The 25,605-nt window shown below is 67.3% G+C and carries 23 protein-coding genes; 11 read left to right on the top strand and 12 right to left on the bottom strand.

Annotated elements, in window-relative coordinates; genetic code table 11:
- The 3 genes from AC5ZH6_RS05700 to AC5ZH6_RS05690 all read left to right on the top strand — a co-directional run bounded on the left by AC5ZH6_RS05700 (position 1) and on the right by AC5ZH6_RS05690 (position 3,929).
- Positions 1 to 597 (top strand): YdcF family protein, encoded by a 597-nt coding sequence (locus tag AC5ZH6_RS05700; RefSeq protein WP_006372646.1) that lies wholly within the window; start codon positions 1 to 3, stop codon positions 595 to 597.
- Between the two features lie 53 nt (positions 598 to 650).
- Positions 651 to 2,030 (top strand): alpha/beta hydrolase-fold protein, encoded by a 1,380-nt coding sequence (locus tag AC5ZH6_RS05695; protein ID WP_271355003.1) that lies wholly within the window; start codon positions 651 to 653, stop codon positions 2,028 to 2,030.
- A 207-nt stretch (positions 2,031 to 2,237) separates the two neighbouring features.
- Positions 2,238 to 3,929 (top strand): endo-1,4-beta-xylanase, encoded by a 1,692-nt coding sequence (locus AC5ZH6_RS05690; RefSeq protein WP_496168629.1) that lies wholly within the window; start codon positions 2,238 to 2,240, stop codon positions 3,927 to 3,929.
- A gap of 33 nt (positions 3,930 to 3,962) precedes the next feature.
- Here the strand turns inward: AC5ZH6_RS05690 and AC5ZH6_RS05685 are convergent, their stop codons facing one another.
- Entirely contained in the window at positions 3,963 to 4,376 is a 414-nt protein-coding gene (locus AC5ZH6_RS05685; RefSeq protein WP_006372649.1) for a hypothetical protein, read from the bottom strand.
- Between the two features lies 1 nt (position 4,377).
- Entirely contained in the window at positions 4,378 to 5,394 is a 1,017-nt protein-coding gene (locus AC5ZH6_RS05680; RefSeq protein ID WP_249154767.1) for a hypothetical protein, read from the bottom strand.
- A 564-nt stretch (positions 5,395 to 5,958) separates the two neighbouring features.
- Between AC5ZH6_RS05680 and AC5ZH6_RS05675 the strand changes: the two genes are divergently transcribed.
- Positions 5,959 to 7,512, top strand: a complete 1,554-nt coding sequence (locus tag AC5ZH6_RS05675; RefSeq protein ID WP_496168627.1) for a sugar transferase — start codon at positions 5,959 to 5,961, stop codon at positions 7,510 to 7,512.
- Positions 7,513 to 7,813: 301 nt separating this feature from the next.
- Here the strand turns inward: AC5ZH6_RS05675 and AC5ZH6_RS05670 are convergent, their stop codons facing one another.
- Positions 7,814 to 8,641 (bottom strand): DUF2189 domain-containing protein, encoded by an 828-nt coding sequence (locus tag AC5ZH6_RS05670; RefSeq protein ID WP_006372653.1) that lies wholly within the window; start codon positions 8,639 to 8,641, stop codon positions 7,814 to 7,816.
- 197 nt (positions 8,642 to 8,838) lie between these two features.
- Positions 8,839 to 9,435: a hypothetical protein gene (locus AC5ZH6_RS05665; RefSeq protein ID WP_288338191.1), complete on the bottom strand. Its 597-nt coding sequence runs from the start codon at positions 9,433 to 9,435 to the stop codon at positions 8,839 to 8,841.
- A 114-nt stretch (positions 9,436 to 9,549) separates the two neighbouring features.
- On the opposite strand from AC5ZH6_RS05665, the gene AC5ZH6_RS05660 reads away from it, so the two are divergent.
- Positions 9,550 to 9,834, top strand: coding sequence for a hypothetical protein (locus AC5ZH6_RS05660; RefSeq protein WP_288338192.1), 285 nt, complete (start codon positions 9,550 to 9,552; stop codon positions 9,832 to 9,834).
- Here AC5ZH6_RS05660 and AC5ZH6_RS05655 read toward each other — a convergent pair.
- Positions 9,817 to 10,284, bottom strand: coding sequence for a hypothetical protein (locus AC5ZH6_RS05655; RefSeq protein WP_288338193.1), 468 nt, complete (start codon positions 10,282 to 10,284; stop codon positions 9,817 to 9,819). The genes AC5ZH6_RS05660 and AC5ZH6_RS05655 overlap by 18 nt on opposite strands.
- A gap of 506 nt (positions 10,285 to 10,790) precedes the next feature.
- Between AC5ZH6_RS05655 and AC5ZH6_RS05650 the strand changes: the two genes are divergently transcribed.
- Complete coding sequence (locus AC5ZH6_RS05650) at positions 10,791 to 11,780, top strand: glycoside hydrolase family 26 protein (RefSeq protein WP_496168624.1); 990 nt, start codon at positions 10,791 to 10,793, stop codon at positions 11,778 to 11,780.
- 27 nt (positions 11,781 to 11,807) lie between these two features.
- Here AC5ZH6_RS05650 and AC5ZH6_RS05645 read toward each other — a convergent pair whose 3' ends face one another.
- The 3 genes from AC5ZH6_RS05645 to AC5ZH6_RS05635 are packed head-to-tail and all read right to left on the bottom strand — an operon-like array spanning position 11,808 to position 15,867.
- Positions 11,808 to 13,880, bottom strand: coding sequence for an acyltransferase family protein (locus tag AC5ZH6_RS05645; protein WP_496168623.1), 2,073 nt, complete (start codon positions 13,878 to 13,880; stop codon positions 11,808 to 11,810).
- Positions 13,877 to 14,218, bottom strand: a complete 342-nt coding sequence (locus tag AC5ZH6_RS05640) for a hypothetical protein (protein WP_249154768.1) — start codon at positions 14,216 to 14,218, stop codon at positions 13,877 to 13,879. Before AC5ZH6_RS05640 ends, AC5ZH6_RS05645 begins: the two co-directional genes overlap by 4 nt.
- The gene (locus AC5ZH6_RS05635) at positions 14,215 to 15,867 is read right to left on the bottom strand and encodes a glycosyltransferase family 2 protein (RefSeq protein ID WP_211542439.1); all 1,653 of its coding nucleotides are present in this window, start codon (positions 15,865 to 15,867) and stop codon (positions 14,215 to 14,217) included. The genes AC5ZH6_RS05640 and AC5ZH6_RS05635 overlap by 4 nt, the downstream gene beginning before the upstream one ends.
- 116 nt (positions 15,868 to 15,983) lie before the next feature.
- Between AC5ZH6_RS05635 and AC5ZH6_RS05630 the strand changes: the two genes are divergently transcribed.
- From AC5ZH6_RS05630 to AC5ZH6_RS05610, 5 genes are all read left to right on the top strand, one after another.
- Positions 15,984 to 17,147, top strand: coding sequence for a lipase family protein (locus AC5ZH6_RS05630; protein ID WP_496169177.1), 1,164 nt, complete (start codon positions 15,984 to 15,986; stop codon positions 17,145 to 17,147).
- Positions 17,148 to 17,275: 128 nt separating this feature from the next.
- The gene (locus AC5ZH6_RS05625; protein WP_496168621.1) at positions 17,276 to 18,127 is read left to right on the top strand and encodes an SGNH/GDSL hydrolase family protein; all 852 of its coding nucleotides are present in this window, start codon (positions 17,276 to 17,278) and stop codon (positions 18,125 to 18,127) included.
- A gap of 118 nt (positions 18,128 to 18,245) precedes the next feature.
- Complete coding sequence (locus AC5ZH6_RS05620) at positions 18,246 to 19,271, top strand: cellulase family glycosylhydrolase (RefSeq protein WP_496168619.1); 1,026 nt, start codon at positions 18,246 to 18,248, stop codon at positions 19,269 to 19,271.
- A gap of 104 nt (positions 19,272 to 19,375) precedes the next feature.
- The gene (locus tag AC5ZH6_RS05615) at positions 19,376 to 20,146 is read left to right on the top strand and encodes a potassium channel family protein (protein ID WP_265077507.1); all 771 of its coding nucleotides are present in this window, start codon (positions 19,376 to 19,378) and stop codon (positions 20,144 to 20,146) included.
- A gap of 43 nt (positions 20,147 to 20,189) precedes the next feature.
- Positions 20,190 to 20,588: a hypothetical protein gene (locus tag AC5ZH6_RS05610; RefSeq protein ID WP_455410282.1), complete on the top strand. Its 399-nt coding sequence runs from the start codon at positions 20,190 to 20,192 to the stop codon at positions 20,586 to 20,588.
- Between the two features lie 12 nt (positions 20,589 to 20,600).
- On the opposite strand, the gene AC5ZH6_RS05605 is transcribed toward AC5ZH6_RS05610, so the two are convergent.
- The 4 genes from AC5ZH6_RS05605 to AC5ZH6_RS05590 all read right to left on the bottom strand — a co-directional run bounded on the left by AC5ZH6_RS05605 (position 20,601) and on the right by AC5ZH6_RS05590 (position 25,582).
- Positions 20,601 to 21,482, bottom strand: coding sequence for a 1,4-dihydroxy-2-naphthoate polyprenyltransferase (locus AC5ZH6_RS05605; protein ID WP_496168617.1), 882 nt, complete (start codon positions 21,480 to 21,482; stop codon positions 20,601 to 20,603).
- Between the two features lie 22 nt (positions 21,483 to 21,504).
- Positions 21,505 to 22,890 (bottom strand): MFS transporter, encoded by a 1,386-nt coding sequence (locus AC5ZH6_RS05600; protein ID WP_496168615.1) that lies wholly within the window; start codon positions 22,888 to 22,890, stop codon positions 21,505 to 21,507.
- 176 nt (positions 22,891 to 23,066) lie between these two features.
- Positions 23,067 to 23,699: a TetR/AcrR family transcriptional regulator gene (locus AC5ZH6_RS05595; RefSeq protein ID WP_496168613.1), complete on the bottom strand. Its 633-nt coding sequence runs from the start codon at positions 23,697 to 23,699 to the stop codon at positions 23,067 to 23,069.
- Positions 23,700 to 23,794: 95 nt separating this feature from the next.
- Entirely contained in the window at positions 23,795 to 25,582 is a 1,788-nt protein-coding gene (locus tag AC5ZH6_RS05590) for a siderophore-interacting protein (protein ID WP_496168611.1), read from the bottom strand.
- Positions 25,583 to 25,605: the final 23 nt, after the last annotated feature.

Below are 25,605 nucleotides of genomic sequence, written 5' to 3'. Positions count from 1 at the left end.
ATGCGCGCGTATCTACGGCGGCATCGCACCCTGCGTCGGGCGTTGATCGTCGGTGTGGTGACCGCGCTCCTGCTCGGTTCGGCGTTCTGGGTCGTCGGGTATTTCCTGTTCTACCGGTCCCACGAGGACACCCTGCGCCGCGCGGACGCCATCGTGGTCCTCGGCGGCGAACACGACGGGCGGGAACAGTACGGGATCGACCTCGCCCGACGCGGCTACGCGCCGGTGGTGCTGCTCTCGGACCCGTACAACCGCTTCGAGGGGAAGGTCCCCGACCCGGTGATGGATCGCGCGTGCGCCGCGAGTACTGCTGCGGTGCAGGTGATCTGCTTCGTCCCGGAGCCGGGCACCACGGTCGGTGAGGCGATGTTCGCGACCAGGATGGCACGCGAACACCGGTGGCATTCGATGATCGTCATCAGCTGGCGCTTCCACCTCGTGCGTGCCCGGATGATCTTCGATCAATGCGGTGCCGACGGTGTGGTGATGCGGGCGGTGCCCCGCGACTATCCGTCGTCGGTCCTGTACTGGGGCGCCAACTTCGCGTACCAGTACGCGGGTCTGGCGAAGGCCGCGGTCGTCGGGTGCGATCGGTGAGATCACGAGCAGCGAGGTCACGAGCAGTGAGACTACGAGCAAGGGGATCAGTCATGCGACGACGCATTTCCAGCGTGTCCCGCCGAGCGGTCCAGGCCGCCACCGCCGTCGCGGTGTGCGCTGCCGCGGCGTTCGTGGCCGCACCGCCCGCCGCGGCGCTCAGCCCGGATCAGTTGCGCCCCAACTGCACCTGGGCGAGCGAGGCCGACGAGGCAGCCGCTGTGCAGACCTGCGCGGTGTACTCGGCAGCGATGAACCGGATCGTCCTGGTGCAAATCCGGCCGTCGACGTTGGCGCCTGGGTCCGCCGAGCACGCCGTCTACCTGCTCGACGGCATCAGCGCCCCCGATACCCGCAGTACCTGGGCCGACGCCGACAGCGGCGCCCTGGCCGCCTACAGCAACTCGTACAACCTGGTGATGCCCGCGGGTGGGGCCGGAACGTGGATGACCGACTGGCAGTCCACACCGGCCGGCGCGACCGGCACCCCGGGGGCGTCGGCCGAGTGGGAGACCTTCCTGTCGACCGAGTTACCCGCCTACCTCGCCGACGACTTCTCCGTCGAGCCCGGCGGCAACGCGATCGTCGGCCTGTCGATGTCGGGTGGGCCCGCACTCACCATTGCACTCGATCACCCCGAGATCTTCACTGTCGCGCAGTCACTTTCCGGTTTCTACCAAACCAATAATCCCGTCGGATGGTTCGTGATCCCGGCCATCCAGAGCTACGTCACCGGCATCGCCAACGGCAACACCGCGATGTGGGGTGATCCGCTCGGCCCGACGAGCACGTGGTCGGCGCACGATGTCTCGGCCCGAATCGGCGAGATCACCGCCTCGGGTCAACGCATACTCATCACCACCGGCATCGGAGTGCCACTGCCGCAGGACTTTCTGATCATGGCCATCACCGGCAACCCCGTGGCCTTCGTCAGCGGCGTGGCGATCGAACTCGGGGCGCTCGCCTCCACGCTGGCCCTCAACGCCCAGGCCGTCCTCTACGGGTTGCCCGTCGATTTCTCCTACACCGTCGGATTGCACAGCTGGACGCAATGGTCGGCGAATGCCGGGGCCAATGCGGCGGCGGTGGAGTCCGCTCTCGCGGCAGCGGATTCGCCGACGACATCGAGCACAGCGCCCCGTACGTCGACCGCCAGGACCGCAGCGATCGTGAGTACCTCGGCGGTCGTGACCACCACGCCCCCCGTGCAGACGAGTGCGGCAGTGAGCTCTGCGGGGACAACAGCCACGGGGAGCAGTGCGTCGTCCGGCGACGCCGGCCCGGTCGTGGCGTCGGCGGCGGCGGAGTCGGAGTCGGCCGTGTCGAGCACGGCGAGGCAGACATCGACGACGCCCTCGGTACCGTCCGCTGCACCGATCCTCGCGCCCGGTACCGACTCCGCGTCGGTGCCCACCGCTTCGACGGCTCACTGAACCTCGCCGGGTCCTTCGCACCGGCATTCATTCTCTGTTCACGAAAAACAACGTAAATGGGCGGCTCTCGATAGCGCGCGCCAATTCACAGCATTCCGTGTGGCGCATTCTCACGCCATTTGATATCAATTGACATCAGAGGCGGACCGGCAGTCCACGTACGGTCCATTCATTTGAGGACAGTCCATGCGGAATCGTAGTCCAGTCATGTCGTCCACACGGGTCGCCGCATTGTGTGCCACCGCAATTCTCGGATTCGGGACGGTGTCGAGCGCGCCCTTCCTCACCATCCCACCCGTCGCGTCGGTGATCAGCCAGGCGGCGCCGGTACCGATTCGCCTCGTGGCCGTGATCGATCAGAGTTCGACGACCATCGGCATCGCCGATTCCTCGCTGTACGGCCTCGACTCGGCCACGCTGGACACCACGCTGGACCACATCGCCTCACTCGGGGTGACCAGTGTCCGGGTGGCGATCCCGTGGATGAGTGTGGAGGCCAGGGAAGGGACCTACGACTGGACGCAACTCGATGCGCTCGTATCGGCGGCACAATCGCGCGGAATCAGCATCGTCGCCACCCTCACCGGAACGCCGGCGTGGGCGGGAAATATCATCAATGGCCATTTCGATCCCGACGAGTACGCCGATTTCGTCAGTGCGGTGGCCACCCGGTACAAGAATGAGATCAGCGGCTACGAGATCTGGAACGAACCGAATGCCGCACTGTTCTACAATCCGATCGACCCGACGTCGTATACCGCATTCCTCAAAGACGCCTACACCGCGATCAAAGCCGCCGACCCGAACGCCCTCGTGATCGCGGGAGTCCTCGGGGCGACGACCACCACCGGCGCCGCCCTCGATCCCGTGACCTTCGTCCAGGAGATGTATGCCGCCGGGGCCGCGGGCTACTTCGACGCGTTGTCGTTTCACCCGTACCAGTTCTCCGAGGAGTACAGCGAGAACGATCACGCGGACTCCCCGGCCAGCCAGGTGACCGCCATCCAGGCGCTGATGGCCCAGTACGGGGATGCGGCGAAGAAGATCTGGATCACCGAGTACGGCGAGCCGACCACCGGGAGCTACACCCAAGCGCAGCAGGCGGCGTTCATCCAGGACTTCATCGAGGCGTGGCAGAACCAGACCGGTGCGGGACCGATCTACATCTACACCACGCGTGACACCGATACCGGATCCTCGAACATCGAGGACAACTTCGGTCTGTACGAGACCGACTGGACCCCCAAACCCGCCGCCCAGGTCCTCGCCGATCTGATCGCCCAATACTCCGGAAGCGGCTCGGCCACCCACGATCTCGGGCAAGCACTGGCGAGCGCGCTGCAACAGTGGGTCACCCAGCTCGCGCAGTCGCAACTCGCCGCGATCCAGCAGCTCTGGCAGGACCTGGCAAGTGCACTGCAATCGATGTTCGGTGCCTCCGCGACGACCACGACCCAGACGGTGGCCACGGCCGCGGCGCTGAGCACCGCGGCCGGAGCCACTGCGGCGACGTCGGCCGCTGTGACACCTGTTGCCACGACATCTGCTGCTTCGACATCTGCTGCGGCGTCGACGACCTCGACGACGACCGAGAGTTCTGTGCCCACCACGACGGCTGCGGCGTCGACGACGTCGGCGGCGCCCACCGCGTCGAGTTCTTCGTCGGCAACGACGACCGGGACCACTGCTCCGGAGACCACTGTTCCGGAGACGACTGTTCCCGAGACGACCGTTCCCGAGACCTCGGCGCCGGCCAGCTCGGCCACTACGTCGAGCGCCACCTCCGCCCCCACTGCCGACGCGACCCCCTCAGCCGCCGACAAGTCCTCCGCCACAAGCGAAACAACTTCCTCCGCGGGTGGTTCGGCAACCGTGCCCACCGCGTCGAGTGCGTCGTAGTCGGTCGAACGCGCCGTAGGCGGCGAGACCGGGTCAGCGCGCGGAGGTCACCGTCACGATCGCCGACGGTTCGCTGTTGGTGCACAGTGCCGAGGTCATCGTCCGCTGATTCGCGGTGCCGTGGATCGGACCGCTGAAACACAGCCACGAACCCGACTTGTGTCGATGATCGCCGTCGCCGCGAAGTGCGGCCGCAAAGACCTCGTCCATCACTCGATTGGCCTCGGCGCACGTGACACCGTCCGCGACGACCACATGCCCTGCCGGATCGCCGTGGAGCGGGTTGCAGGTCGTCGGCGTCCCGACCGCGATCGTGGATATCGCTGTGTCGGAGGCATTGTCGGCCTTGGTCGGTGCACCACACGACGCCACGGCCAGCGTCACGGCCGCCGCGGTCAGTGCGGTGACGGCCCACGCTGCGGTGCCAGGCACGGTGTGTCGCGGCATGTCAGCGCCGCAGCACCGTCGCGGCATACTTGGGCTTCCAGTCGATCGTCAGCAGGGCACCGAAGTGGTCTTCACGATTGGCCGGGGAGGTGCCCGCGTCGCGCACCGAGTAGATGAAAGCCGGTCCGCAGTAACCGGTCCGGGCTGCGGCAGCCAGGACGTCGGTGATCTGGCGGGCCTGCGCACGCTGGGTCACCATGTCGGTGACGCCGAATCCGATCGGTGCGGTACCCCCGGCGGGCAGGGTGGGCGCGCCGATCTCGGTGAGCCAGATCTTCTTACGGGCGTCGCCGTGGCGCATCATCACCGCGCGGATTCCGCCGACCTCGGTCCACCCGTTGGGGGTGGCGGTGATACCGCCCGGGAACACATACGGGTGCATGGCGAGCGCGTCGAAGAAGCGTTGTGCACCGGCGGCATACATGGCCGCGACGAATCCCGTCGCGCCGGCACCGGGGCTCAGCCCCGCCGCAACGACCGTCGAATTCGGTTGCACCGCTTTGATGGCGACATATGCTGCCCGCAGGAGCGCGGTGTACCGCACGGGATCGGGTGCCTGTGCACCCCAGAACAACGGAAGGTTCGGCTCGTTCCAGATCTCGTGGTCGGTGACGTCGGGGTATCGGGCGAGGAATGCCTTCATGAACCTGCCCAGGGCGGCCGGATCGGCGGGCGGGGCATAGATACCGAGCGGAGCGGAACCACGAGCCCACTGCGGAGTGGTCAGCACGTTGGAGAGCACCCGCAGATGGTGTCGGCGGGCGGCGCCGATGACGCGGTCGGGGACGCTCCAGTCATACTGTCCACGAACGCGTTCGATGGTGGACCAATCGACCATCACCCGCAGCCAACCGGCACCGGTCCGCGACACCGCGTCCAACTCCCGGTTGATGGTCGCTGCAGACTGAGTCAGCGGCGAACTGCCCTGCGCGAAGCCGTATCCGGCGGCGGGGGCGAGCACCGAGGCCTGCGCGCGTGGTGCTCCGGAGACCATGCCGGCCACGATCACCAGGACCATGGCACAGATCATCAACGGGGCAGCGATTCTCCGGGTTCTCGACGCATGACGCGGTCGACACGATCCTCTGAGGTGTGGCACGCCGGACAGTGTATCGGCGATGGGGTGTTTCGGCGCGTCGAGACGGCGGTACCAGACCGATATCGCCGAGACCTATCTCACTGGATTTCCGCGGACATTTTCGTAACGTTCGGACCCCCGCCGACGAATGGCCCGCGCGAGGGCGGTCGGTGCCCGCCCCGCTTCTCCGGTATGGCCGGTTTCTCCTGTACAGAGAGCGGCATTGCGGGTTCGGCATCCGACCATGTTTCCATTTCGCAGGGGTCGCCGATCGGCAATCGAACATCATATTCGGCGGCGCTGCGGTCGCATTACCGAGAATTCATTGTCGGCCTTTTCCGACCGGTCTCCCAGCGGTTGAGGAAACCACGTTGTCCTCGTAATCTTCACTCGTACGGCGGACGTCGCGGGGTGACGCCGCATCCGTTTCTCCCGCACGACTCCACCTGCACCGAGGCGTCTGGTGGCGACATGTCGGGAAATGACTCACTTCCGGAGGTCGTCATGGCTGGTGATCCCGCTCTCGAGTGGCCGGCACGCGACCGGTCCTCGCGCGAGGACGTGGCTCGTCGGATTCGGTTCGGCATGCGCAAGCGAGAGACCTCACGGTCGTGGGTTCATCGTTACCAGCGATTGCTCACCGTCTCCGACGTTCTCATCGTCTGCGCCACGGTGGTCGGAGCCCAGGCAGCCCGATTCGGTTGGGGCAGCGGCCCGGTGCTCAACGGGGTCAAACTCACCGCCGACGCCGTGTCACTGCTTCTCATCGTCGCGTGGGTCGTGGCGCTTCGGGTGTTCCAGACCCTGGACCGTCGGATTCTGGGTGCGGGGGCGCAGGAGTACAGCCGGGTGGTCACCGCATGCCTGACGGTGTTCGGCACACTCGCGATCGTCGACCTCCTGTTTCGCCTCAGCGTCGCCCGCGGATATGTGGCCGTCGCCCTGCCCGTCGGGACGGCCGCCCTGGTGCTGTCCCGCTGGTTGTGGCGACGGCGCCTGGTCTCGGCACGCAAAGCCGACCCCGACGCAGCGCGCGCCTACCTCGACCGGCTCCTGGTGATCGGTGAGATCCCTTCGGCGACAGCACTCATCGCCCGCCTGATGCGCAATCCCGCGTTGGGGTACACGGTCGTCGGAGTGTGCTCCCCGGACAACAGTCGGCTGGGACAGCCGGGCGTCGGGACATCAGTGCGTGTGGACGACCACGAGGTTCCCCGGTGGGGTGACTTCGACGACGTGGCCGCCGCCGTGGACGAATGTGGCGCGACCGCGGTCGCGGTGACCTCCGCGGAAGCTCTCGGTCACGAGGCGATGCAGGAGTTGTCGTGGGACCTCGAGGGACGTGACGTCGAGATGCTGGTCGCGCCCGGCGTCACCGACGTGGCCGGGCCGCGAATGATGGTGCGACCGGTCGCCGGGCTTCCGCTGCTCCACATCGACAAGCCGAGATATGAAGGGGCGAACCGCTTTCGGAAGGCAGCTCTCGACCGGGTCGGAGCGTTGTCGGCGCTGCTGATGTTGCTGCCCGTGATGGTGGTGATCGCGATTGCCGTGAAGCTGGATTCGCGTGGGCCGATCTTCTATCGCGCCACCCGAATCGGACTGAACAATGCGCCGTTCCAGATGTGGAAGTTCCGATCGATGGTCACCGACGCCGACGCCTTGCGACCGCAGATCGCCGCCTTGAACGAGGGCGCCGGTGTGTTGTTCAAGGTGCGTGATGATCCGCGGGTCACTCGCGTCGGCAAGTTCATTCGGCGCTACAGTCTCGACGAACTCCCGCAGCTGTTCAATGTGGTCGGCGGGTCGATGAGCCTGGTCGGCCCCCGACCCCCACTCCCCGACGAGGTGGAGCGCTACGACGGCCGCGTTGCGCGGCGAATGCTCGTCAAGCCGGGGATCACCGGACTGTGGCAGGTGTCGGGGCGCTCGGACCTGTCGTGGGAGGAGTCGGTGCGGCTGGACCTCTCCTACGTCGAGAACTGGTCCATCATGCAAGATCTCACCATCCTGTGGCGCACCGTTTGGGCGGTGGCCCGCAAGGACGGGGCGTACTGACCGGGTCCCGGCACCAGCACCGGCGCACCACGGAGGCTCCTCGCCTGGCGGCTCGTCACACCTCGACAACCGGGCGAAGGAACCGCCGACTACGAATACAGATGACACCGGAGCGGGCCCCCGACCCCGAAAATCGCGGTTTTCAACCTGATTTGGTGGAAGCTGTATTCGTACTCGCCAGGCGACGCGGCCAGCGGCTCATGCCTCGCCTGTTTTCAGTCATTCGCGATATAGCACCCGACCCGCGACCTGGGGTTTTTCCGTCAGGCTACTCGGGAAATGACTGAAAACAGGCGAATGGTCACTGCGCCGGGCTCACCTGCCCGCCGGACAACACGCGGTAGGCGTAGGTCGAGGCGATGAGGGTGACCGGACCGGTCACCAGGAGCCCGACGAGGCACAGGAGGGCGCCGACGAGGTTCAGGACGATCACCACGATGGCCAACAACAGCAGACTGCCGACGTTCTTCGACGTCAGTTCGAAACTGCCCTTGATCGCGTCGGTCGCCGACAGATTGCGGTCGATCGCGAAAGCAAGGGTGTACCAGAGCAAGAACGTGGCAATGAGTCCCGGGATGATGATGAGGATGAAGCCGATGGTCGTGATGACCCAGACGAGAATCGCGGCGATGAACACCTGAGCCAGATTGTTCCAGGTGAAGAAGTCCGCGAAGGACGGCTTGTTTCCATCGAGTTCGTTGAGCGCACCTCGGGTGAACGCCGCCTGCACGAGGACGCTGAGGATGCCGGACACGAGCGACCCGATGATCCCCTGCGCGTTGAGCACCGACGTGTCGTAGTGGAATCCGCGCGCCGCGCTGTCGATCAGGCCGACGACCACGAATGTGACGATGGCGAACAGAATCCAGTTGAGCGCGTTGGCCTTGTACTTGTTCCAGCCGTAGCTCAGAGCGGCGCCGAGGTCGAGCTGGGCAGGCGCCGGCGCGTAACCGGGTACGCCGCCTGGCGGGTACTGACCGGCCGGCGGCGGGTATGCCCCTGGCCCGGGTGGCGGATAGGAGCCGCCTTGCGGCGCTTCGTATCCACCCGGAGGAGGTGTGTAGCCCTGATTCTGCGGGTCCTCCCCCGGGTACGGGGGCTGGTCGGGTCCGCCTGGCGTACTGGTCATGACACTCCTCGCGTTTGATCAGTGACTGTCAGCGACAGTGACACGAGCCCGGCGAGAAAGCAATGGCATCGGCGAGAAATGCCCATGACGAAATAATCAAGAATGCGCCACAGTTGGCAGACCCTGGCGCCTTGCCTCGGCGACAACGAATCTCGTTCGCACACCTAAGAAATGACGGGGTGGGAGCAGAATTCGCACTAACCGGTACCGAGTATTTCGCGGCACTCATCAGTGGTGTGCGTCTGAATGCACTCGGTCCACTCGCGTTGATCGTCAGCCCACGGATGTTGGGGTGTTTGACCGGTGTTGGGCACCCATTGGTAGTTGTCACACACGATCGCTGTGCCGTTGGGGTCGGTGGCGGTGCGGCCGATGTCGGCGCCGATGCATGACTGGCCGATGGTCGGCGCCGCAGTCGTCGTCGGCGTCTGCGTCTGGGGTGGAGCAGGATTCGGGGCCAAGACAGGGTTGCGAGACCAGACGGAGTTGTCGGTGTACTGCACTCGGGAACAGTAGGCCGTGGTGCCGTCGGCGAACACCGCGGTGGCGCCGAGTGGACTGCATTGGACGCCTTCCTCGACGACGGGCGCCGCGTCGGGGGTGGTACCCGTCTCGACCGTGCTCGGCGGAGCCGCGGCCGTGGCCGGGACCGAACTGCTCGGCGTTGTGGAGGCAGAGACAAACACCGTGACCGTCTTACGTGGTGAGGACGGCGTCGACTCTGTCGGTGTCGCACAGCCGGACGACGCCGCCAGCATGATCGCGAAACATAGCGCGACGACGACCCGTCTCATGTGTTCCGTTCCCTGCCCATCTCCACACCGTAAGCATGACGACCGCCGGTCGTCACGACACGTCAGATGGCCGAATGGTGCGTTCATGGAGGTGAATCGACATACTTGTTCACGATGCGTTCACCCGATCTTTTCCACGCCCTCGTCCTGCTCAACCTGCTTTTCGCCTGCGGGCTGTGGACTCTGCTGCGCCCGACCGTGCGGGCGGCGTTGGCGTTGGTGGTGGTCGGCGCGGCCTGGCTCTACTGGAACAAGCCTCTGGAGGGGGCCACGCTGATCAGCCTCACCGGCAGGCACGGCATCACCGAATCGGATCTGTTGTCATTCGTCGCGGTCGGGATCGCGGTCTGGGCTCTCGTGCGTTCGCGCAAGCGAGCACCGCTATCTGGCGAGGATTGAGGCGGTGATCTTGGGTTTCCAGTCGTGGGTGAGCAGTGCGCCGAAGTTGTCCTCGCGGTTGGTGGCCGAGGTCCCCCAGTCGCGCACCGAGTAGATGAACGCGGGACCGCAGTAGCCGGAGTCGGCGGCGGCGCGCAACACGTCGACGATCTGTGTGGCCTGCTGTTGCTTGGTCACCATCTCGGTGAGCCAGATCTTCTTCGCGGCGTCGCCGTGGGCGACCATCACCGCCCGGATCTGTTGGGTTTCGGTCCATCCGTTGGAGGTCTTGCCGATCCCACCGGGAAACCCGTAGGCGTGCATGGCCGTGGCGTCGAAGCAGTTCTTGGCACCGGCCGCATACGTCTTGGTGTGGAAGTCGGAGCCACCGGCCTGCGGGCTCATCCCGGCGGCGACGACCGTCGAGCCGGGCTGTACCTGCGTGATCGCGGTGTAGGGGGCCTTCAGCACGTTGGTGTACTCGGTGGGGTTGGCCAGGGCAAAACCCCAGAAGGCAGGGCGATGCGGTTCGTTCCAGATCTCGTGGTGGGTGATGTCGGGATAGCGCTCGGACGAACTTCTTCATGAACGCGCCCCGCATCGTTGCGTCGGCGGGTGGCGCGTACATACCGAGCGCGCCGGGCGCCGCGGCACGTCGGGCCCAGGTAGGGGTGGTGGTGACCAGCGACAGGATCCGGAGGTGATGGGCTCGGGCAGCTTTGATGACCTGGTCGGGATTGGACCAGTTGTGGGGCCCTTCGTCGGCTCGATGCTCGACCAGTCGATACCCACACGCAGCCGGCAGGCGTCGGTTCTCGCGACGGCGTCGAGCTCACGGTTGAGGTCGGCGGAACTGAGGAACAAGGTGGCGCCACCTTGTGCGAAACCGTATCCGGCCCGGCGGAGGCGCGACGACGGCGGCTCTGGCCGGTCCGGCACACGCCTGAGGATCGGCGGGTTCGGCTTAGCATGGCCGGGTGACCCTTCCGGCGCTCTCGCGACGTGACCTGATGCGGCTGACGGTGCTCGGGTCGGCCGGCGCAGTCAGCGCGTGCGCCTCGACCGGATCTGTGACGACGCCCTCCCCGTCGCCTGCCTCGCCGGACGAGCGGCGGTGGGGCGCGTTCATCCCATCGGTGACACCGGCGCAGGGCGCGACACGAACCCCGCTGCAGCAACTGACGAATCTCGCGGGTACGGCACCGAGGTACGTCCACCGCTTCTGTGCGCTCGGTGATCCGGTACCCGTCGGCGACCTCGACGCCGTCGTCGCCTTCGGCGCTACCCCCCTACTGACGCTGGAGCCGTGGAAGCCCGACGGCGGAACCGGACAACCCGAGTTCGCGTTGTCGCGCATCGCCTCCGGCGCCTTCGACACCGAATTCGCGCGATGGGGAACACAACTCGCGTCGTGGGGAAAGCCGGTGCTGGTGCGGTTCGCGCAGGAGATGAACGGCACCTGGTACCCATGGGCGGTCGGAGTGGACGGCAACACCGCCGCCGACTATCGCGCCGCGTGGGCGCGGATGCGCTCGGTGATCGCCGACCGACACCCCGACAACGTACGTTTCGTGTGGGCGCCGAACGCACTCACGCTGGGCACCAACCCTTTTGGGGAATGCTATCCCGGCCGCGACCAGATCGACGTGCTGGGTCTCGACGGCTACAACTGGGGTGAGGCGCCCGGCCATCACTGGCAGCCGGCCGCCGACCTGTTCGTGCCGAGTCTCGAAACGTTACGGGCGCTCGATGCGACGCACCCCATCCTGCTCACCGAGGTCGGATGTGCCGACGGACTCACCGCGCAGGACAAGGCGTCGTGGATCCGGAACTTCTTCTCCATCGTCGACAACCAATCGCGCGTCGAGGGTTTCGTCTGGTTTCAAATGGACAAGGAGCGGGACTGGCGATTCAACTCCACCACCGCGAGTACGGAGGCGTTTCGGGCGGGGGTGGCGCGGTGGTGAGGGGCCTGCCCATCCTGCGGGAACCGCTCAGCGAGCGTTGTAGTCGAAGCGGCGTTTGTCCAGCTGACGGGTGAGGGCGGGTTCGAGAACGTGTGCGGCGGTGGCGGTCAGATGGGATTCGTCACGGTACAGCAGGATCTTGTTGCGGGCCGGGACGCAGGTGTCGTTCTCGCAGAGCAGGTTGTTGACCGACAGGGTGATGATGTCCTTGTCCCGGTCGCGGGCTTGTTCGGTGAGGATCGGTTCGTGGCGGGTGACGTCGTCGAGGCGGAAATCGCAACGCGCCCAGTCGTCGAGGGCACCGGACATGCAGTCGGCGATCTGGAAGTTCGGGTACGGGGTGTCGGCGATGTAGACCAGTCGGGCACCCGTGGCGCGCAATGCGGCGAGGGTGTCGTCCCACGCTCGTGCCGATTCGCCGTAGTCGGGAACGTAGGTCGACAGTGACGAGAAGATGATGATCTTCGGTGCGAGCGCGGCGATCTGGTGCAAGGCATCGTCTCGCCAACGAACACAGTCCTCGGCGTTGAACGGGTCGGGGCGACCGGGTCGGGGCCGGAGATCCTGCGCCGGACACGCCGCCTTGGTGAACTGGTAGATCCGCCAGCCGTGCGCATTGCCGATGTCGCGCACGGTTTCCGACCATTGTTCGGCGTGTGAATCGCCGAAGAGGACGACGGGGATACCGTCGCCGGGCCCGAAGGCACATTCGCGTCCGGGGCCGTACTCACCGACACGGACCAGACAGTCGTTGGGCTCGGGGCGATCGTCGTAGGCCTGGAACGGGTTCGGCACCACGGGCCCTGAGGTGGCGGCATTCTCCTGCCCGAACACCGACTGATAGCTCAGCGCGGCGTTGCTGACGGTGTCGCGACTGGCCACCTTCACGGTGATCACGCCGGCGGTCATCGCGACCGCGAGGCCGACGACGAGCCCGGTGAGCCCGACCGACAGCGACGCCGAATGATTGCGCCGCAGTTCGGTGTTGGCGATGATCGGTTCTTCGAAGAAGAGCGTCGAGGCGGTGGCGATCGCCAGTGACACCCCGCCGACAGCCAGCAGCGCCGGCCACGACGCGATACCGGTCTGTGTCTCGAACAACACCAACGCCGGCCAATGCCACAGATACCACGCGTAGGAGACGCGTCCGAGGAAACGGATCGGCGCCAGCGACAGCAGGAATCCCGGGGTGAACATGTTGCCGGCGCGGGCGCCGATGTCGGCCGGAATCACCTGTCCGGACGCGATGATCAGGGCCGTCGACACGGTCGGGAGCAGAGCGGCGGTGCCCGGGTACGGGGTGCTCGCGCTGATCGTCACCACCGAGGCGACGATGCCCGCGAGACCCGCCCAGCCCAGCGCGGCCGCCAGCCACCTCGTGGGCCGGGCACGTCGGGCCGCACCGATCAGCAGCGGCTCGGCCACGGCGAGTAGGCCGCCGACCCCGAATTGCCAGGCGCGGGTGTAGGTGGCCATGTAGGCGGTCGCCGGGTCGACCGGGGTGAGCCGGATGGCCCAGACGAGTGAGCCGACGGTGACCGCCCCGACCACCAGCAGGATCGACCAGCGGATCGAGACGTGGTTGCGCAGTGGGGTTCTCGCAATGAGGACCGCGGCACCGAAGATGGTCAGCGGCCAGACGAAGTAGAGTTGCTCCTCGATCGCCAGGGACCAGAAGTGGGTCGCCAGGCTGCCGTCGATCGCGCCGGCGAGATAGTCGGCATTCTGGGCGATGAAGTGCCAGTTGGCCAGATTCGCTGCCGCGGCAAGCAGATCGATGGACTGTTTGAACACCCGGAGCAGCGGCATCGTCAGCGCCGCACCGATCAACGACACCACGATCACCAGCGCCGCGGCTGGAATGATCCGTCGGGCGCGGCGTGCGTAGAACCCCTTGAACGACAAGGTCCCCGATCGTTCGAACTCGCGGATGAGCAGTCCGGTGATGAGGAAGCCCGAGATGACGAAGAACACGTCGACGCCGATGAAGCCGCCGCCGAAGCCGGGTACCCGGGAGTGGAAGACGACGACGAGAAGTACCGCGACGCCCCGCAATCCGGCGATGTCGGTGAAGAACGCCGAGGTCTGGGGTCGGGTCACGAGGCGGTCCACGGCAGCATGATGTCGAAGACCCCGAGCGCCACGGCGGCGAGGAAGACGATGGCCACGGTGTAACCGACGACCTCCCACGCGGTGATCCGGTTCCAATTGGGTGCGCTCGGGCGGCGTTCGGTGATCGGCGGCCGCGGCAGGCCGTCCGCAACGGGCAGACGGTCGGTGGTGGGACCGCTCGCAGGGCGGGAATCCGGGTGGCCGGATGCGTGATCGCCGGGCTCCGGCGCACTGGGGTCAGGGGCGCTGGGATCAGGGGCACTGGGGTCAGGGGCGCTGGGATCAGGGCCGTCGAGATCCTCCGGAGCGGTCCACTCCCCTGTCATGCGAGGGTCTTTCGGTCGCGTGCGATGAGCACCCGCAGGAATTCGACGAGCAGCGGCACCGCCAGATAGCTGTAGACGCCGGCGAACCCGATCATCATCCAGAACATCGGCAGTCCGCGGTCGGCGACGTCGATGATCGCGAATACCCAGAACCCGACGAGCGAGGCGCTCAACGACACCGCGCCGAGCGCGCTGATGCTGCGTGCGAGGGTGTTGCTCACACCGACGGCACCGGTGGGTACCCAACCGATTTCGCGTCCGATGAGCTTGTGCACGATGGCCACCGCATGCGCGAAACTGTAGGCCATCTGGATGCGCAGCACCTCCAGGCGCCAGCGTGTCCGCGACACCAGCGGGAACACCACCACATATACCCAGAAGCCGGCGAGGAAGGGAACGAGTTGGGCCGGCCGGATGTCCTCGGGGAATGCCGCCAGCATGATGATGCCCGGCACGAAGAACAAGAAGACGTTCAGCGCCGTCGTCAGATAGTAGAAGACACCGGCCCAGTGGGCCATCGACTGGCCGAGCGTCATTCGCCGACGATCCTGCGCCAGAGCCGGATTGGCGATCCGCGACAGCGATCCCATACACCAGCGATACTGCTGGTTCAGGAAGCCGGCGAGATCGGTGGGACAGAGCCCGCGCGAAAGCACCACCGGCACATAGCGAATCCGGAATCCCGCCTGTTGCAGGTGTCGGCCGGTGTGCAGGTCTTCGCTGTGTTCGATGGGCGCGAAGCCGCCGATACGCTGCAGCGCCGAGCGTCGATAGAGCGCCGAGGTGCCCACGCAGTTGGCGGCGTCGAGACGATCACGCGACGGCAGCACCCACCGATAGAAGAACTCCTGGGTGGCGCCGGCGGTCCGTTGGATCCATCCCATCCGTTCGGTGGTGGCGAAGCTCTGCGGGCTCTGCACGACGGCGACCTGCGGATCGTCGAGGTAGGGCATCAGATGTGCGAGAAAGTCTCGGCGCGGACAGAAGTCGGCGTCGAAGATGACCACGACGTCACCGTCGGTGCGGTCGAACGCGTGCCGCAGATTGCCCGCCTTGCGGAGATGCCCGCGGTCGCCGCGCACGTGGTAGCCGAAACCGAATTCGGCCGCGAGACCGGCGACCTGAGGACGGTCGGCGTCGTCGAGGACGTGGACGGCCAGGGCGCCCGGCCACCCGAGACGACGGACGTGGGTGTAGGTGTTGCGCAGGATGTCGAGGCTCTCGCCGCAGGTCGGCAGGAACACATCGACGGAGACGAACCGGCCGCCGTCGGGAACCCATGTGGCAGCGAGCCGTTGGTGTGTGCGCCAGGTCACACGTCGGGTGCCGAGCCCGGTGGCCAGGGACGCCACGGTGCCGACGACGTTGACGGCGAGGACGATCAGCGCCGGCCACAGCACGGGATGGGCGGTGGCGAACGCGGTCAGCGACCACGCCGCCAACCCGAACGCGACGAGCATGAGGAGGTGAATCCAGCGCATCTGCGGGCCGAGGTACTCATAGACCTCGTTGTCGGCGGGCGGGGTGACCGCGTGCGGCGGCGCGGGCTCGGGTGGCGCGCCGGCGCGGCGGCGGCCGGCCGCGCTCGCGGCGGCATCGAGTGTCGCGGCGTCGACGTCTGTGCCCCCGAGCGTGAGTCCCACGCCCAACAGAATCGGTTACCGGCAACACCAATGCAATCCGGGACGCCTCCGGGCGCTACCGTTCTCGTGTGGTGTGGCCCTCTCCCCGATTTCGACGCCGAGCGATCCTCGGCGTCGTCGCCGTGCTGTGCGCTCCGGCGCTCGGTGCGTGCACGCCCACCGCGACGACCGTCTCGTCGGCCGCGTACTCCTCGCCCGCACCGAGCGCCGACGCGCTCGCGGTCCGCGGGCAGGTCGTGAGCACCACCGAGGCGCCGGCCGAGTGGGCGACGAGTCTTCCGTCGGGAACGCGGGCGAGCCGTATCGTCTATCGGTCGGTGTCGGGTGTCGACGGGACGACCACGACGGTCTCCGGGGCGGTGTTCGTACCCGGCGGGACCCGCCCGGCCGGCGGCTGGCCGTTGATCGCGTACGCGCACGGCACGACCGGGATCACCCGCGACTGCGGGCCCTCCGACCGGCCCGACATGCTCGGCGATCTCAAAGCGGTTGCGGCATTCCTCAACTCGGGCTATGCGGTGGCGACCACCGACTACCAGGGGCTCGGGCTGCGGACCACCACGGCACCGCATCCCTACCTCGAGCCGCGGACCGCGGCCTACAACGTGATCGACGCCGTCCGCGCCGCCCGGTCCAAGGAACCGACGATCGGTGCGCGCTGGGTGGCCGTCGGCGCGTCGCAGGGCGGTGCGGCGGCGTGGGCGAGTGCCGAACAGTTCGCCGGGTACGGACGGGGCAGTGGAGCGATGCTCGGCGCGGTGGCCTCGGTCCCGTTGCTCGATGCGAGCTACCTCGTCGAACGCGCGCAATCGGGGGAACTGACCCCGGCTCAGCGCTGGTTGTATCCGATCCTCATCGAGGGTGTGGCACAGGCGAATCCGCAGATCGATCCCGACGACTACCTGCACGGCGTGGCCGCCGAGCGGGAGGCCACGCTGGTGTCGTGTGCTGCGAACACGTCGGCGTTGACGGCGCGAATCCAGGCCGCCGACACCTCCGCCTTCACCCCGAGCACCGCCGCGGCCGCGGAGCTACGTGGCGTCCTCGAGTCGATGTCGTTGCCCCGCAGCCACACTGACATACCCATCCTGGCGATGTACGGCAGCGTCGACGAGATCATCCCGGTCGACCGCATGGAGGCGACGTTGCGCAAAGGCTGCGCGCTCGGCGACTCCGTGCAGCGCGTCCGGCGCGAGGGCGCCGGCCATTCCCTGGACCCCGGTCCACTGCTGGGCGAGTGGATCGCCGACCGCTTCGCGAATCGTCCGGCGGCGGGGAATTGCTGAGAAAGAATTCGTCCGACCGGACGACAGCGACACCGGTGCGCCGATCCGCGACGCGCGAGCGGCGGCGGTGGCCGCTATCGTGATGACCACTTGTCGGGAGTTGTGGGTGTGAGTGGAGTCATGCGCGGATGAAAAACCTGGTGAAGCGAATTTACGACTCTGCACCGTTGTGGGCGTGGATCGTGATGGTCGTGTGCGTGATCGTGTTGGTGGTCGGTCTGGTGATCTCCTCGAATCGCACGGCACCGGCGTCGTCGAACGCTGCCAGCACCCCATCGGTGCCGAGCGCCACCGAACCGGCCGGCACCCCGGCGACCGTCGAGTTCATCGACTCCGCCAAGGCGGACCAGAAGCAACCGAAGACGCTGCTGCTCCTCGGTGATTCGACGGGCGCCTCCCCCAACGGATGGGCGCCGCAGCTCGGGCAGGCGATCAGCACATCGCTCGACCGGCCCGTGGCGACCGCGTACTGGAACACCCAAACCGCCAAATACGGAGCTCCCGTCGGACTCGGTTCGGGCCCCAACGGCGCCGTCGGATATTGGAACGGCTCGGCCGCGGGCAAGAACGTGCAGTATGCGGTCGACAACCTGACCGCGCTGACCACCTCGCCGAGCGGTGCGGCGATCACCCCGGACCTGATCCTGGTGAACTTCGGGCTCACCGAGGACGCGAACGCGCCGTTGGCCACGAAGGTGCAGCCGCTGATCGCGGCATTGCAGAAGAAGTTCCCCGACGCCGGTATCGCCGTCATCAAGCAGAACCCACCACGCGACTCCGACAACAGCGATCAGGTGTCGGGGTATGCGTCGGCGATGGATGCGCAGGGTATTCAGGTGATCGACGTGTATTCGGCGTTTCCCGCCGATCCGGCTGCTCGGGCGTCGCTGATGTCTGACGGGGTCGCCCCCAACGCGGCGGGCCAGAAATTGTGGGCCAAGTCGGTACTCGCGGCGTTCGGTCTCCCCACCCCCACCTGAGGAAATCTCCCGGCACACGCTTTTCACCCGGCCGAAGGACACCCTGTCACTTCCGTGTCGCGCGCTTTTACGGAACAATTCTGAGGAACGTCCATATCGAACCTGAGAAAGTCCTGTCATGCACGCGCTCGCCACACCTCTTGCGCGCCGGATCGGCGCGGGTGTGTTGGCGGTCGGCATCGCCGGGACGATGGTCGGGGCGACGATGTGGTCACTGCCCAGTGCCGAACCGGCGACCACCACCAACCTGCAGGTCGCGCTGTCCTCGGTGGCCGAGGAACCGACCCAACTGGGCGTCACCGACGACCAGATCTATCGCATGTCCGACGCCCAGCTCAACGCCACGCTCGACGATCTGCAGGCCCTCGGCGTCACCGACCTGAGGGTCGGGGCCCCGCTGAGTTTCCTCCATCAGGACGGCGACGGGTGGGCGCGGCTCGATGCCATCGTCGACGGGGCACGCGCGCGCGGGATGACCGTGGTGATCGTGGCGTCGCTGAACTCCCCGTGGACGCCGTCGTCCGGACCGGCGGCGTCGTCGCCCGCCGAATTCGCCGACTTCGCGAAGCTGCTGGCCAGCCGATATCGCGGCAAGGTCGCCGGGTACGAAATCTGGAACGAAGTGGGCACGACAATCAGCGCGTTCGTGCCGGCCGACGTCCTGCAGGATCTGCTCGACGCGGCCAGCGCCGCGATCCAGGCCGCCGACCCAGGTGCGCTGGTCCGAACCCAGCAGGTGCTCAGTCTGCTGTTACCGACGCCGTCGGCGCCGGTTCCCGACGTCGTGCAAACGGTCGTGCCGATGCCGTCGAGCGCGCCCGTGGTGCCGTCGGCTGCCCCCGCGGCGCCCGCCCCGGAGACCACACCGGACACCGATGCCACGCAAACTCCGGGCGGTGGTGATGGCGCCGGTGGTGGCGATGCCGGTGGTGGCGCGACAAGCACGACGGCCACCGCGACGCCGAGTGAGACCTCACAGACGCCGACGGCGACGTCACCGGCAACGAATTCCCCTGCGACACAAACCGTTACACCCGACAGCGATCCACCCGACGGCCAGCCCGGCGACGATCCGGGCGACACCGCAGCACCCCACGGCACCGTCGTCGACGGTCCGACCCCCGAGGTGGCGGCCGCGCACTAGGGGCCCGCGCGTCGGCCAATTGCTGCGTTCGGCGACGTGCTCGGGTGATGATTCTCGGCAGACACGGCGCGAACCGTGGGCGTACCGAGAGCGAATGAGGCGAGATGACCACATCCCGAGACCACCGCGTCGATCTGCTCGCCGGATGGGAGCACCGCGCCGAGTGGCCCCTGGCGATCATTGCGACAATCTTCTTGGTTGCGTACTCCTTTCAGATCCTCGGACACCCCGACAGCGTCTGGATCGCGGTGCTGCGCGTCGTGCTGGTGGTGTCGTGGTTGGCCTTCGCCGTGGACTACGCGGTGCGCCTGGTGATCGCTCCCGAACGAGGGCGCTGGTTTGTCCGGCACCTGTTCGACCTCGCGGTGGTCGTCCTGCCGATGCTGCGGCCGCTGCGACTGATCAGTCTCGTCGTTCTGGTCGGCGCGTTGCAGAAGGCGATCGGCGGCGCCATCCGCGGGAAGGTGATCGTCTACACCGCGGCAAGCTCGGTGTTACTGATCTATGTTGCCTCCCTTGCGGTTTACGACGCCGAGCGGGGGCACGCCGGTGCGACGATCACCTCGTTCGGCGATGCGGTGTGGTGGTCGTTCGTCACGGTCACGACCGTCGGCTATGGCGATTTCGCGCCGGTGAGCATCACCGGCCGCATCGTGGCCGTGCTGTTGATGCTCGGCGGGATCAGCCTCATCGGTGTCATCACCGCCACCATCGCCTCCTGGATCGTGCAGCGGGTCGCCGAGGAGGACGACGCCGAACGCGCGGCGACCGCCGCCGAGATCCGGGAACTGCGGGACGAGATCCGTTCGCTGCGAGATGCTCTCACCGACGGCGGGGTGGCCGGACGCACTGACCCAACGACAGAATTCACCTGATCGGCCGAGTGTACCGTCCGAGTCGGGCTCCTATGCTGGGCGGATGTATCGGAGGATCGGCCTGGTGATCGCCCTGATCACCGTCGCGCTCGGCGCCGGCGCATGCGCCTCCGACGACGAATCCGTGCTCGGGACAACGACATCCGCTGCCCCGGTCACCGAGATCGTGCTGGCACCCCAGCGCGACCCGCTGGCGACGACGTCGGTGGCCGACCTGTGCCGGGCGTATGACGCCGCGGCGGCCGTAACCGTCGAGAACGGCGGTGCGGATCGTGCCGCGATCGGTCCAGCGCTGCGTCATCTGGCACACCTCGCCTACACGTTCCCGGATGCCGCGGTGCGAGAGGACGCCGGATATGTGCAGAGCGTCGCCCACAACGGCTACACCGTCCCGCGCGACTTCTACGGCAGTACCGTCGCGATCAGCACGAGATGCCGCTGAGGCGTATCGGATTCAGCCGACGGCCAACGCGATCGCGGCGAGGATCGACCACACGAGCATCGCGATGCCGGTGGCGCCCAGGGAGGGAATGAGATCCGGGCCCACCGCCTTTCGCAGGACCGGGCGGGCAGCGAGCCAGATGACGGGCGCGACGGCGAGACCGATCAGTGACCACGGGGTTGCCAGGGCAAGAACGCAACTCGCGATGAGGGGTACCGCCAGCAGGCCGACGTAGAGGCCACGGGTACGTCGATCCCCGAGACGCACGGCGAGGGTGATCTTGCCCGACTCGGTGTCGCTGGGGATGTCGCGCAGATTGTTGACGACGAGCACCGCCGTCGAGATCGAGCCCACCGCGATCGCGCACACCAGACCGACCCAGTCGACCCGGCCCGACGTGACGTACTGCGTGCCGAGTACCGCAACCAGACCGAAGAAGGTGAACACGGCGATCTCACCGAGGCCGTAGTAACCGTACGGTTTGGACCCGCCGGTGTAGAACCACGCCCCGGCGATGCAGATCGCGCCGAGGACGACCAGCCACCAGGCCGTCGTCACCGCGAGGACCAGTCCGGCGATCGCGCCGATCCCGAAGCACAGGAATGCTGCGGCCTTGACCGCCGACGGCTGGGCCGCTCCCGACCCGACCAGCCGCATCGGGCCTACCCGCTCGTCGTCGGTGCCACGGATGCCGTCGGAGTAGTCGTTGGCGAAGTTCACGCCGATGATGAGCGCGGTCGCGACGACGAGCGCCAACGCGGCCTTCCACCAGACGACGTCGGAGGAGTTACCGCCGGCAAAGAGCGCGGCACCGACCCCGGCAACCACCGGGGCGATCGCGTTGGGGAGGGTGCGCGGTCGGGCGCCTGCTATCCACTGCGTTGCGGTTGCCACGCACTCGATCGTGCCATGCGGATCACGGCGCGGTGCCTGCGACCTCGTGGCGCGGCAGGACCGCCCAGGCGATGACGCTGCCGACGAGAAGGAAGACAGCCCCGACGGCGAATCCGAGGTGGTAGCCGTCGGCCGGGACGCTCTGACTCGCCGCGATCGTCACGAGCACCGCGAGCCCGATCGTGCCGCCCAGTTGCCGCGAACTGTTGAGCACGCCGGAGGCGACACCGACCTCTGCGGGCCGCACGCCGCTCGTGCCCACCGCGCCGACGAGGACCATCGATCCGCCGATACCGATCGCCGCAACGAGCGACGGTGCCAGGATTCCGCGCCAGAAATCGAACTCGTCGGGCATCACTGCGAACAATCCGAGTCCGGCGGCGCCGAGGAGACCGAGGACACCGATACTGTTGCGGGCACCGATCTTCGGCGACAGCTTCCCCGAAAGAACTATCCCGAGAACAACTCCGGCGCAGAACGGGAGGAACAGCAACCCGGCGACGTCGGAGTCGACGTCCCACACGGTCTGCACGTAAAGCGAGGCGAAGTAGAAGGCCGCGAGCTGTCCTGCGGCGAGCATGAATCCGAAGATGTTCGCCCCCATGATGCTTCGGGTTATGAGTAGCCGGGGCGGCATGAGTGGATGGCCGGCGGTGCGCTCGACGACAGCGAATCCGGTGAGCAGTACTGCCGCGGCGGCAAAGCCGATCAGGGCGCGCGCCGAGGACCACCCGTGGTCACCTGCAGCAGCGACCGCGAACACGAGCGAGGCGACGCCTGCGGTGACGAGGACCGCACCCGGCACGTCGAGACGCCCGACGCTGCGCCGATGCCCGGCGTCGACACCGCGCAGTGCGGCGAGGAGTGCGATGACGACGATCGGTACGTTGACGAAAAGCACAGCGCGCCAAGACCACCAGTCGGTGAGCAGCCCGCTGAGTACCACGCCGACGGCGCCGCCGGCAGCTCCGGCGCCGCCCCAGAAGGCCATCGCGGTCTTGCGGACGGCCGGGTCGGCGCTCGAGGCGAGCGCCAGTGATGCGGGGGCGAGCAGGGCGGCCGCGACCCCCTGAATCGCCCGGGCGGCAACGAGAATGGTTGGGTTGGTGGCGAATCCGCCGATCATGCTCGCGAGGGCGAACACCGTGAGTCCGGTGAGGATGACGGTCCGGCGGCCCCAGAGATCGCCGAGCCGGCCGCCGAGGAGCATGAACCCGGCGAAGGTAAGCAGGTAGGCGTTGACGACCCACTGCAGTCCCGAGGCGGTGAACCCGAGGTCGGCGCGCATGGCAGGCAAGGCGATGTTGACCAGCGACATGTCGAGCGCGACCAGGAATTGCAGGGTGAAGACGGTTGCGACCAGGGCGCGGTGATGGGTGGGAGTCGTCGTCGGCGGCGTGAGGGTCATTGACGGTGAGGCCTCTCGGATGAATTCGGTACGCGTACGTTTACGTACGCGTACCGAAGGCTAGCCTAAGTTGGGGTGGGTGTCGAGGGCGCTCGGGTTGTCGCAGACAGCGCCCGGTGTAACGCCGACGGCGCTCTGGTTGGCGCCGACAGCGCCCGGAGATCCAGACGGTCGGATCAGTCGTTCAGATGGGACAGCACGCCGTCGATCTGCGCCGCCACCGCGTCGCGAACCCGGAACTCGCGCGAGTACTCGATCAGATGCGGCAGCAGTCGCGCAATGGTGGGCACGTCGGTGAGGAGGTCGGGGTCGATCGTCTGGTGCCACGACTTCTCACCCGGACGACGTCGGGCCAGGGTGTCCTGCCACTGCAGCTCGGAGGCGACGATGTACCAGACCGAGCGCCACGTCGACATCGCGGTCACCTCGTCGACGCCGAGTTCGATTGCGGCAGAGACGAAGGTATCGGCGAGGACGAGCGCAGGCGCGCCGACGGTGGTGCCCTCACGCAGGATGGGGACGATCCAGGAGATCGCGGCGAGCTCGTTGTACATGTCGACGGCGACGGTGATCATCCGCTCGCGTGGAGGCCCTTCGGGTCGGGTCCACGGGATGCGCGCGGCGACCTCGGTGAGGACGAGTTGCAGCAGTTCGGATTTGTTGTCGACGTAGTTGTAGAGCGTCATCGGTTTGGACCCGAGTTCGCTCGCGAGCCGCCGCATGCTCAGGCCCTCGACACCATCACGTTCGATGAGTCGGATCGCGGCGTCGACGATGTCGTCGCGCTGCAGGGACGGGGCGGGCGGCATGATGACCAGTTCTACCAGCCGCCGCCGAAGCGAGCGCCGTCGATGGTGAGACGGGCGCTGTCGGCATCAGGGTGGGCGCTGTCGGCGAGGTGGTGTCAGCCGGGCTGGGTCGGCGACAACTCCAGGAACTCGACGCCCCAGCCGAGGGCAGTGGCCGAGGCGACGGACCAGCCGGCGGCGCGCGCGAGGCGTTTGAGGTCGGCACCGGTGCGCGGCGGCGCCCCGACGGCTCCGAGCGCGACCACCGCCATCTCGGCGGCCCGGGCGTTCAGGGCGTCGGCTTCGGTCGACTCGACCAGCAACACGATGTCGGTGGCGGCATGGACCCGGTCGAGATACTCGATGATCTCGTCGTCGGTGCGATGCTCGACCGCACCCGCGAGCACGACGGCGTCAGCGGTGCCCCAGTCTTCGGCGAAGTCGACGCCGGGCGGCGGGTCGTCGCTGCGCAACGCGGCCAGCGGGGCCGGCTCCTCCACCACGGTCAGTGCCGCGCGCACCCCGCCGGTGCGCAGTCCGTCGGCGACGACGAGCGCGGCCGGGCCGCCGATGGCGATTCGAGAGTACCTGGACCACAGGGGAAGTGCGGCAAGCGCGGGCATCAGGAAGACGAGCCCCTCGGCCTCCTCGACCAGTTCGGCATAGTTCTCCGCCGACGTGGCCACATGTGTCCGCAAGGTGTCACCCGTGCGCTCCGACCAGGCCGGTCGCCCGGCCTGCAACGCGTCGGCGAGTCCACCGAGGGCGAGCACCTGCTCGGCGTAGAGACCGTCGAATTCCTCACGCGCGTGCTCGTCGTCGAGGAACCGCTCCCCCACCGGGCCGAGGACGATCTCGTCGCCGCGAACACCGAGCACACCGCAGGGAACAAGAACACCCAGCAGCGAATCCAGGCTTGCCACAGAGATTGTGGTGGCCGTGGCGACCTCTCCGCGGGAGCGACCTCCGCCGGCGAGTGCGTCGATCACCCCGAGCCGCAGGGCCGCGCGGGTGGCCATCCACGCCACCGGCGACCCGATCGGCATGACGGGTACACCCGCAGTGGGTGATTCGCCGTCTGCTGCAACATCGGCGGGTTCGTCACGAATGTGCCAGTATCCGGTGATGTCGGTGTGGGACTTGGGAATACCCCAGTCGCGTGTCACGAGTCGGCGCAGCGGGAGCAGCGCCCGGCTCTCCGCCGACGCCCACACATAAGCGGGACGACGGACAGGCGCAGCATCGGTAACCGCAGCCAGCAACTCGTCACGGTCGCCGGGTGTACCGATGACCCAGTCGAGTCGGTCGCCGTCACCGATCGCGATGTCCTGCATCGCATTCTGCGAGGCGACGACGAGGATCGCACGGGTCGGCACATCGAGCGGACGCTCGGCGAAGAAGCGGGCGATCGCGGGAATCGCCGTCTCGTCGCCGACGAGCAGCAACTCGGCGACGTCGTCGGGGATCACGGTGGAGGCCTTGGGTCCGGCGAACCAGAGGTCGTCGCCCGGTTGCGCCGAACGCACCCACTGTTCGGCCGGGCCCGACGCGTCGCCGTCGGTGTGGACGACGAAGTCCAGTTGCATCTCGAGCGCCCGCGGATCGTGGTGGTGCGGAGTGTAATCGCGCGTCACCCGGTGCTCCGAGGGCAACCAGTCGATGCCGTTCTCCTGTTGGCGGGGCAGCGCGTCGGTGATGTCGGCACCGGGGGCGAAGATGAGCTTGATGTGGTCGTCGAACGCGGGAGCGGCGAAGGCGGGGAACGACATTCCGTCGCGGGTGAAGGCGCCGAGTTGCTCACCGCCGACGGTGACGCGCCGCATGCGCGGCGTGACGTCGGTGACCGCGCGCACCTGGACGCATCGCAGGACGAGCGGGTGGGCGCGATATCGGGACCGGCTCATCGGTGGTGCTCATCTCCTGGTGT

The organism is Gordonia sp. YC-XJ4 (assembly GCF_059511865.1).
Note: the sequence above shows the minus strand (reverse complement) of the source record. Positions and strands in the feature narration are given on the sequence as shown.

Excerpts from the sequence above, each read along its gene's own strand:
- AC5ZH6_RS05690 (WP_496168629.1), top strand. The coding sequence starts at position 2,238 with ATGTCGTCCACACGGGTCGCCGCATTGTGTGCCACCGCAATTCTCGGA.
- AC5ZH6_RS05675 (WP_496168627.1), top strand. The coding sequence starts at position 5,959 with ATGGCTGGTGATCCCGCTCTCGAGTGGCCGGCACGCGACCGGTCCTCG.
- AC5ZH6_RS05660 (WP_288338192.1), top strand. The coding sequence starts at position 9,550 with ATGCGTTCACCCGATCTTTTCCACGCCCTCGTCCTGCTCAACCTGCTT.
- AC5ZH6_RS05680 (WP_249154767.1), bottom strand. The coding sequence starts at position 5,394 with ATGGTCCTGGTGATCGTGGCCGGCATGGTCTCCGGAGCACCACGCGCG.
- AC5ZH6_RS05670 (WP_006372653.1), bottom strand. The coding sequence starts at position 8,641 with ATGACCAGTACGCCAGGCGGACCCGACCAGCCCCCGTACCCGGGGGAG.
- AC5ZH6_RS05620 (WP_496168619.1), top strand. The coding sequence starts at position 18,246 with ATGCACGCGCTCGCCACACCTCTTGCGCGCCGGATCGGCGCGGGTGTG.
- AC5ZH6_RS05700 (WP_006372646.1), top strand. The coding sequence starts at position 1 with ATGCGCGCGTATCTACGGCGGCATCGCACCCTGCGTCGGGCGTTGATC.
- AC5ZH6_RS05695 (WP_271355003.1), top strand. The coding sequence starts at position 651 with ATGCGACGACGCATTTCCAGCGTGTCCCGCCGAGCGGTCCAGGCCGCC.
- AC5ZH6_RS05665 (WP_288338191.1), bottom strand. The coding sequence starts at position 9,435 with ATGAGACGGGTCGTCGTCGCGCTATGTTTCGCGATCATGCTGGCGGCG.
- AC5ZH6_RS05590 (WP_496168611.1), bottom strand. The coding sequence starts at position 25,582 with ATGAGCCGGTCCCGATATCGCGCCCACCCGCTCGTCCTGCGATGCGTC.
- AC5ZH6_RS05610 (WP_455410282.1), top strand. The coding sequence starts at position 20,190 with ATGTATCGGAGGATCGGCCTGGTGATCGCCCTGATCACCGTCGCGCTC.
- AC5ZH6_RS05615 (WP_265077507.1), top strand. The coding sequence starts at position 19,376 with ATGACCACATCCCGAGACCACCGCGTCGATCTGCTCGCCGGATGGGAG.
- AC5ZH6_RS05640 (WP_249154768.1), bottom strand. The coding sequence starts at position 14,218 with ATGACAGGGGAGTGGACCGCTCCGGAGGATCTCGACGGCCCTGATCCC.
- AC5ZH6_RS05685 (WP_006372649.1), bottom strand. The coding sequence starts at position 4,376 with ATGCCGCGACACACCGTGCCTGGCACCGCAGCGTGGGCCGTCACCGCA.
- AC5ZH6_RS05600 (WP_496168615.1), bottom strand. The coding sequence starts at position 22,890 with ATGACCCTCACGCCGCCGACGACGACTCCCACCCATCACCGCGCCCTG.
- AC5ZH6_RS05625 (WP_496168621.1), top strand. The coding sequence starts at position 17,276 with ATGAAAAACCTGGTGAAGCGAATTTACGACTCTGCACCGTTGTGGGCG.
- AC5ZH6_RS05595 (WP_496168613.1), bottom strand. The coding sequence starts at position 23,699 with ATGCCGCCCGCCCCGTCCCTGCAGCGCGACGACATCGTCGACGCCGCG.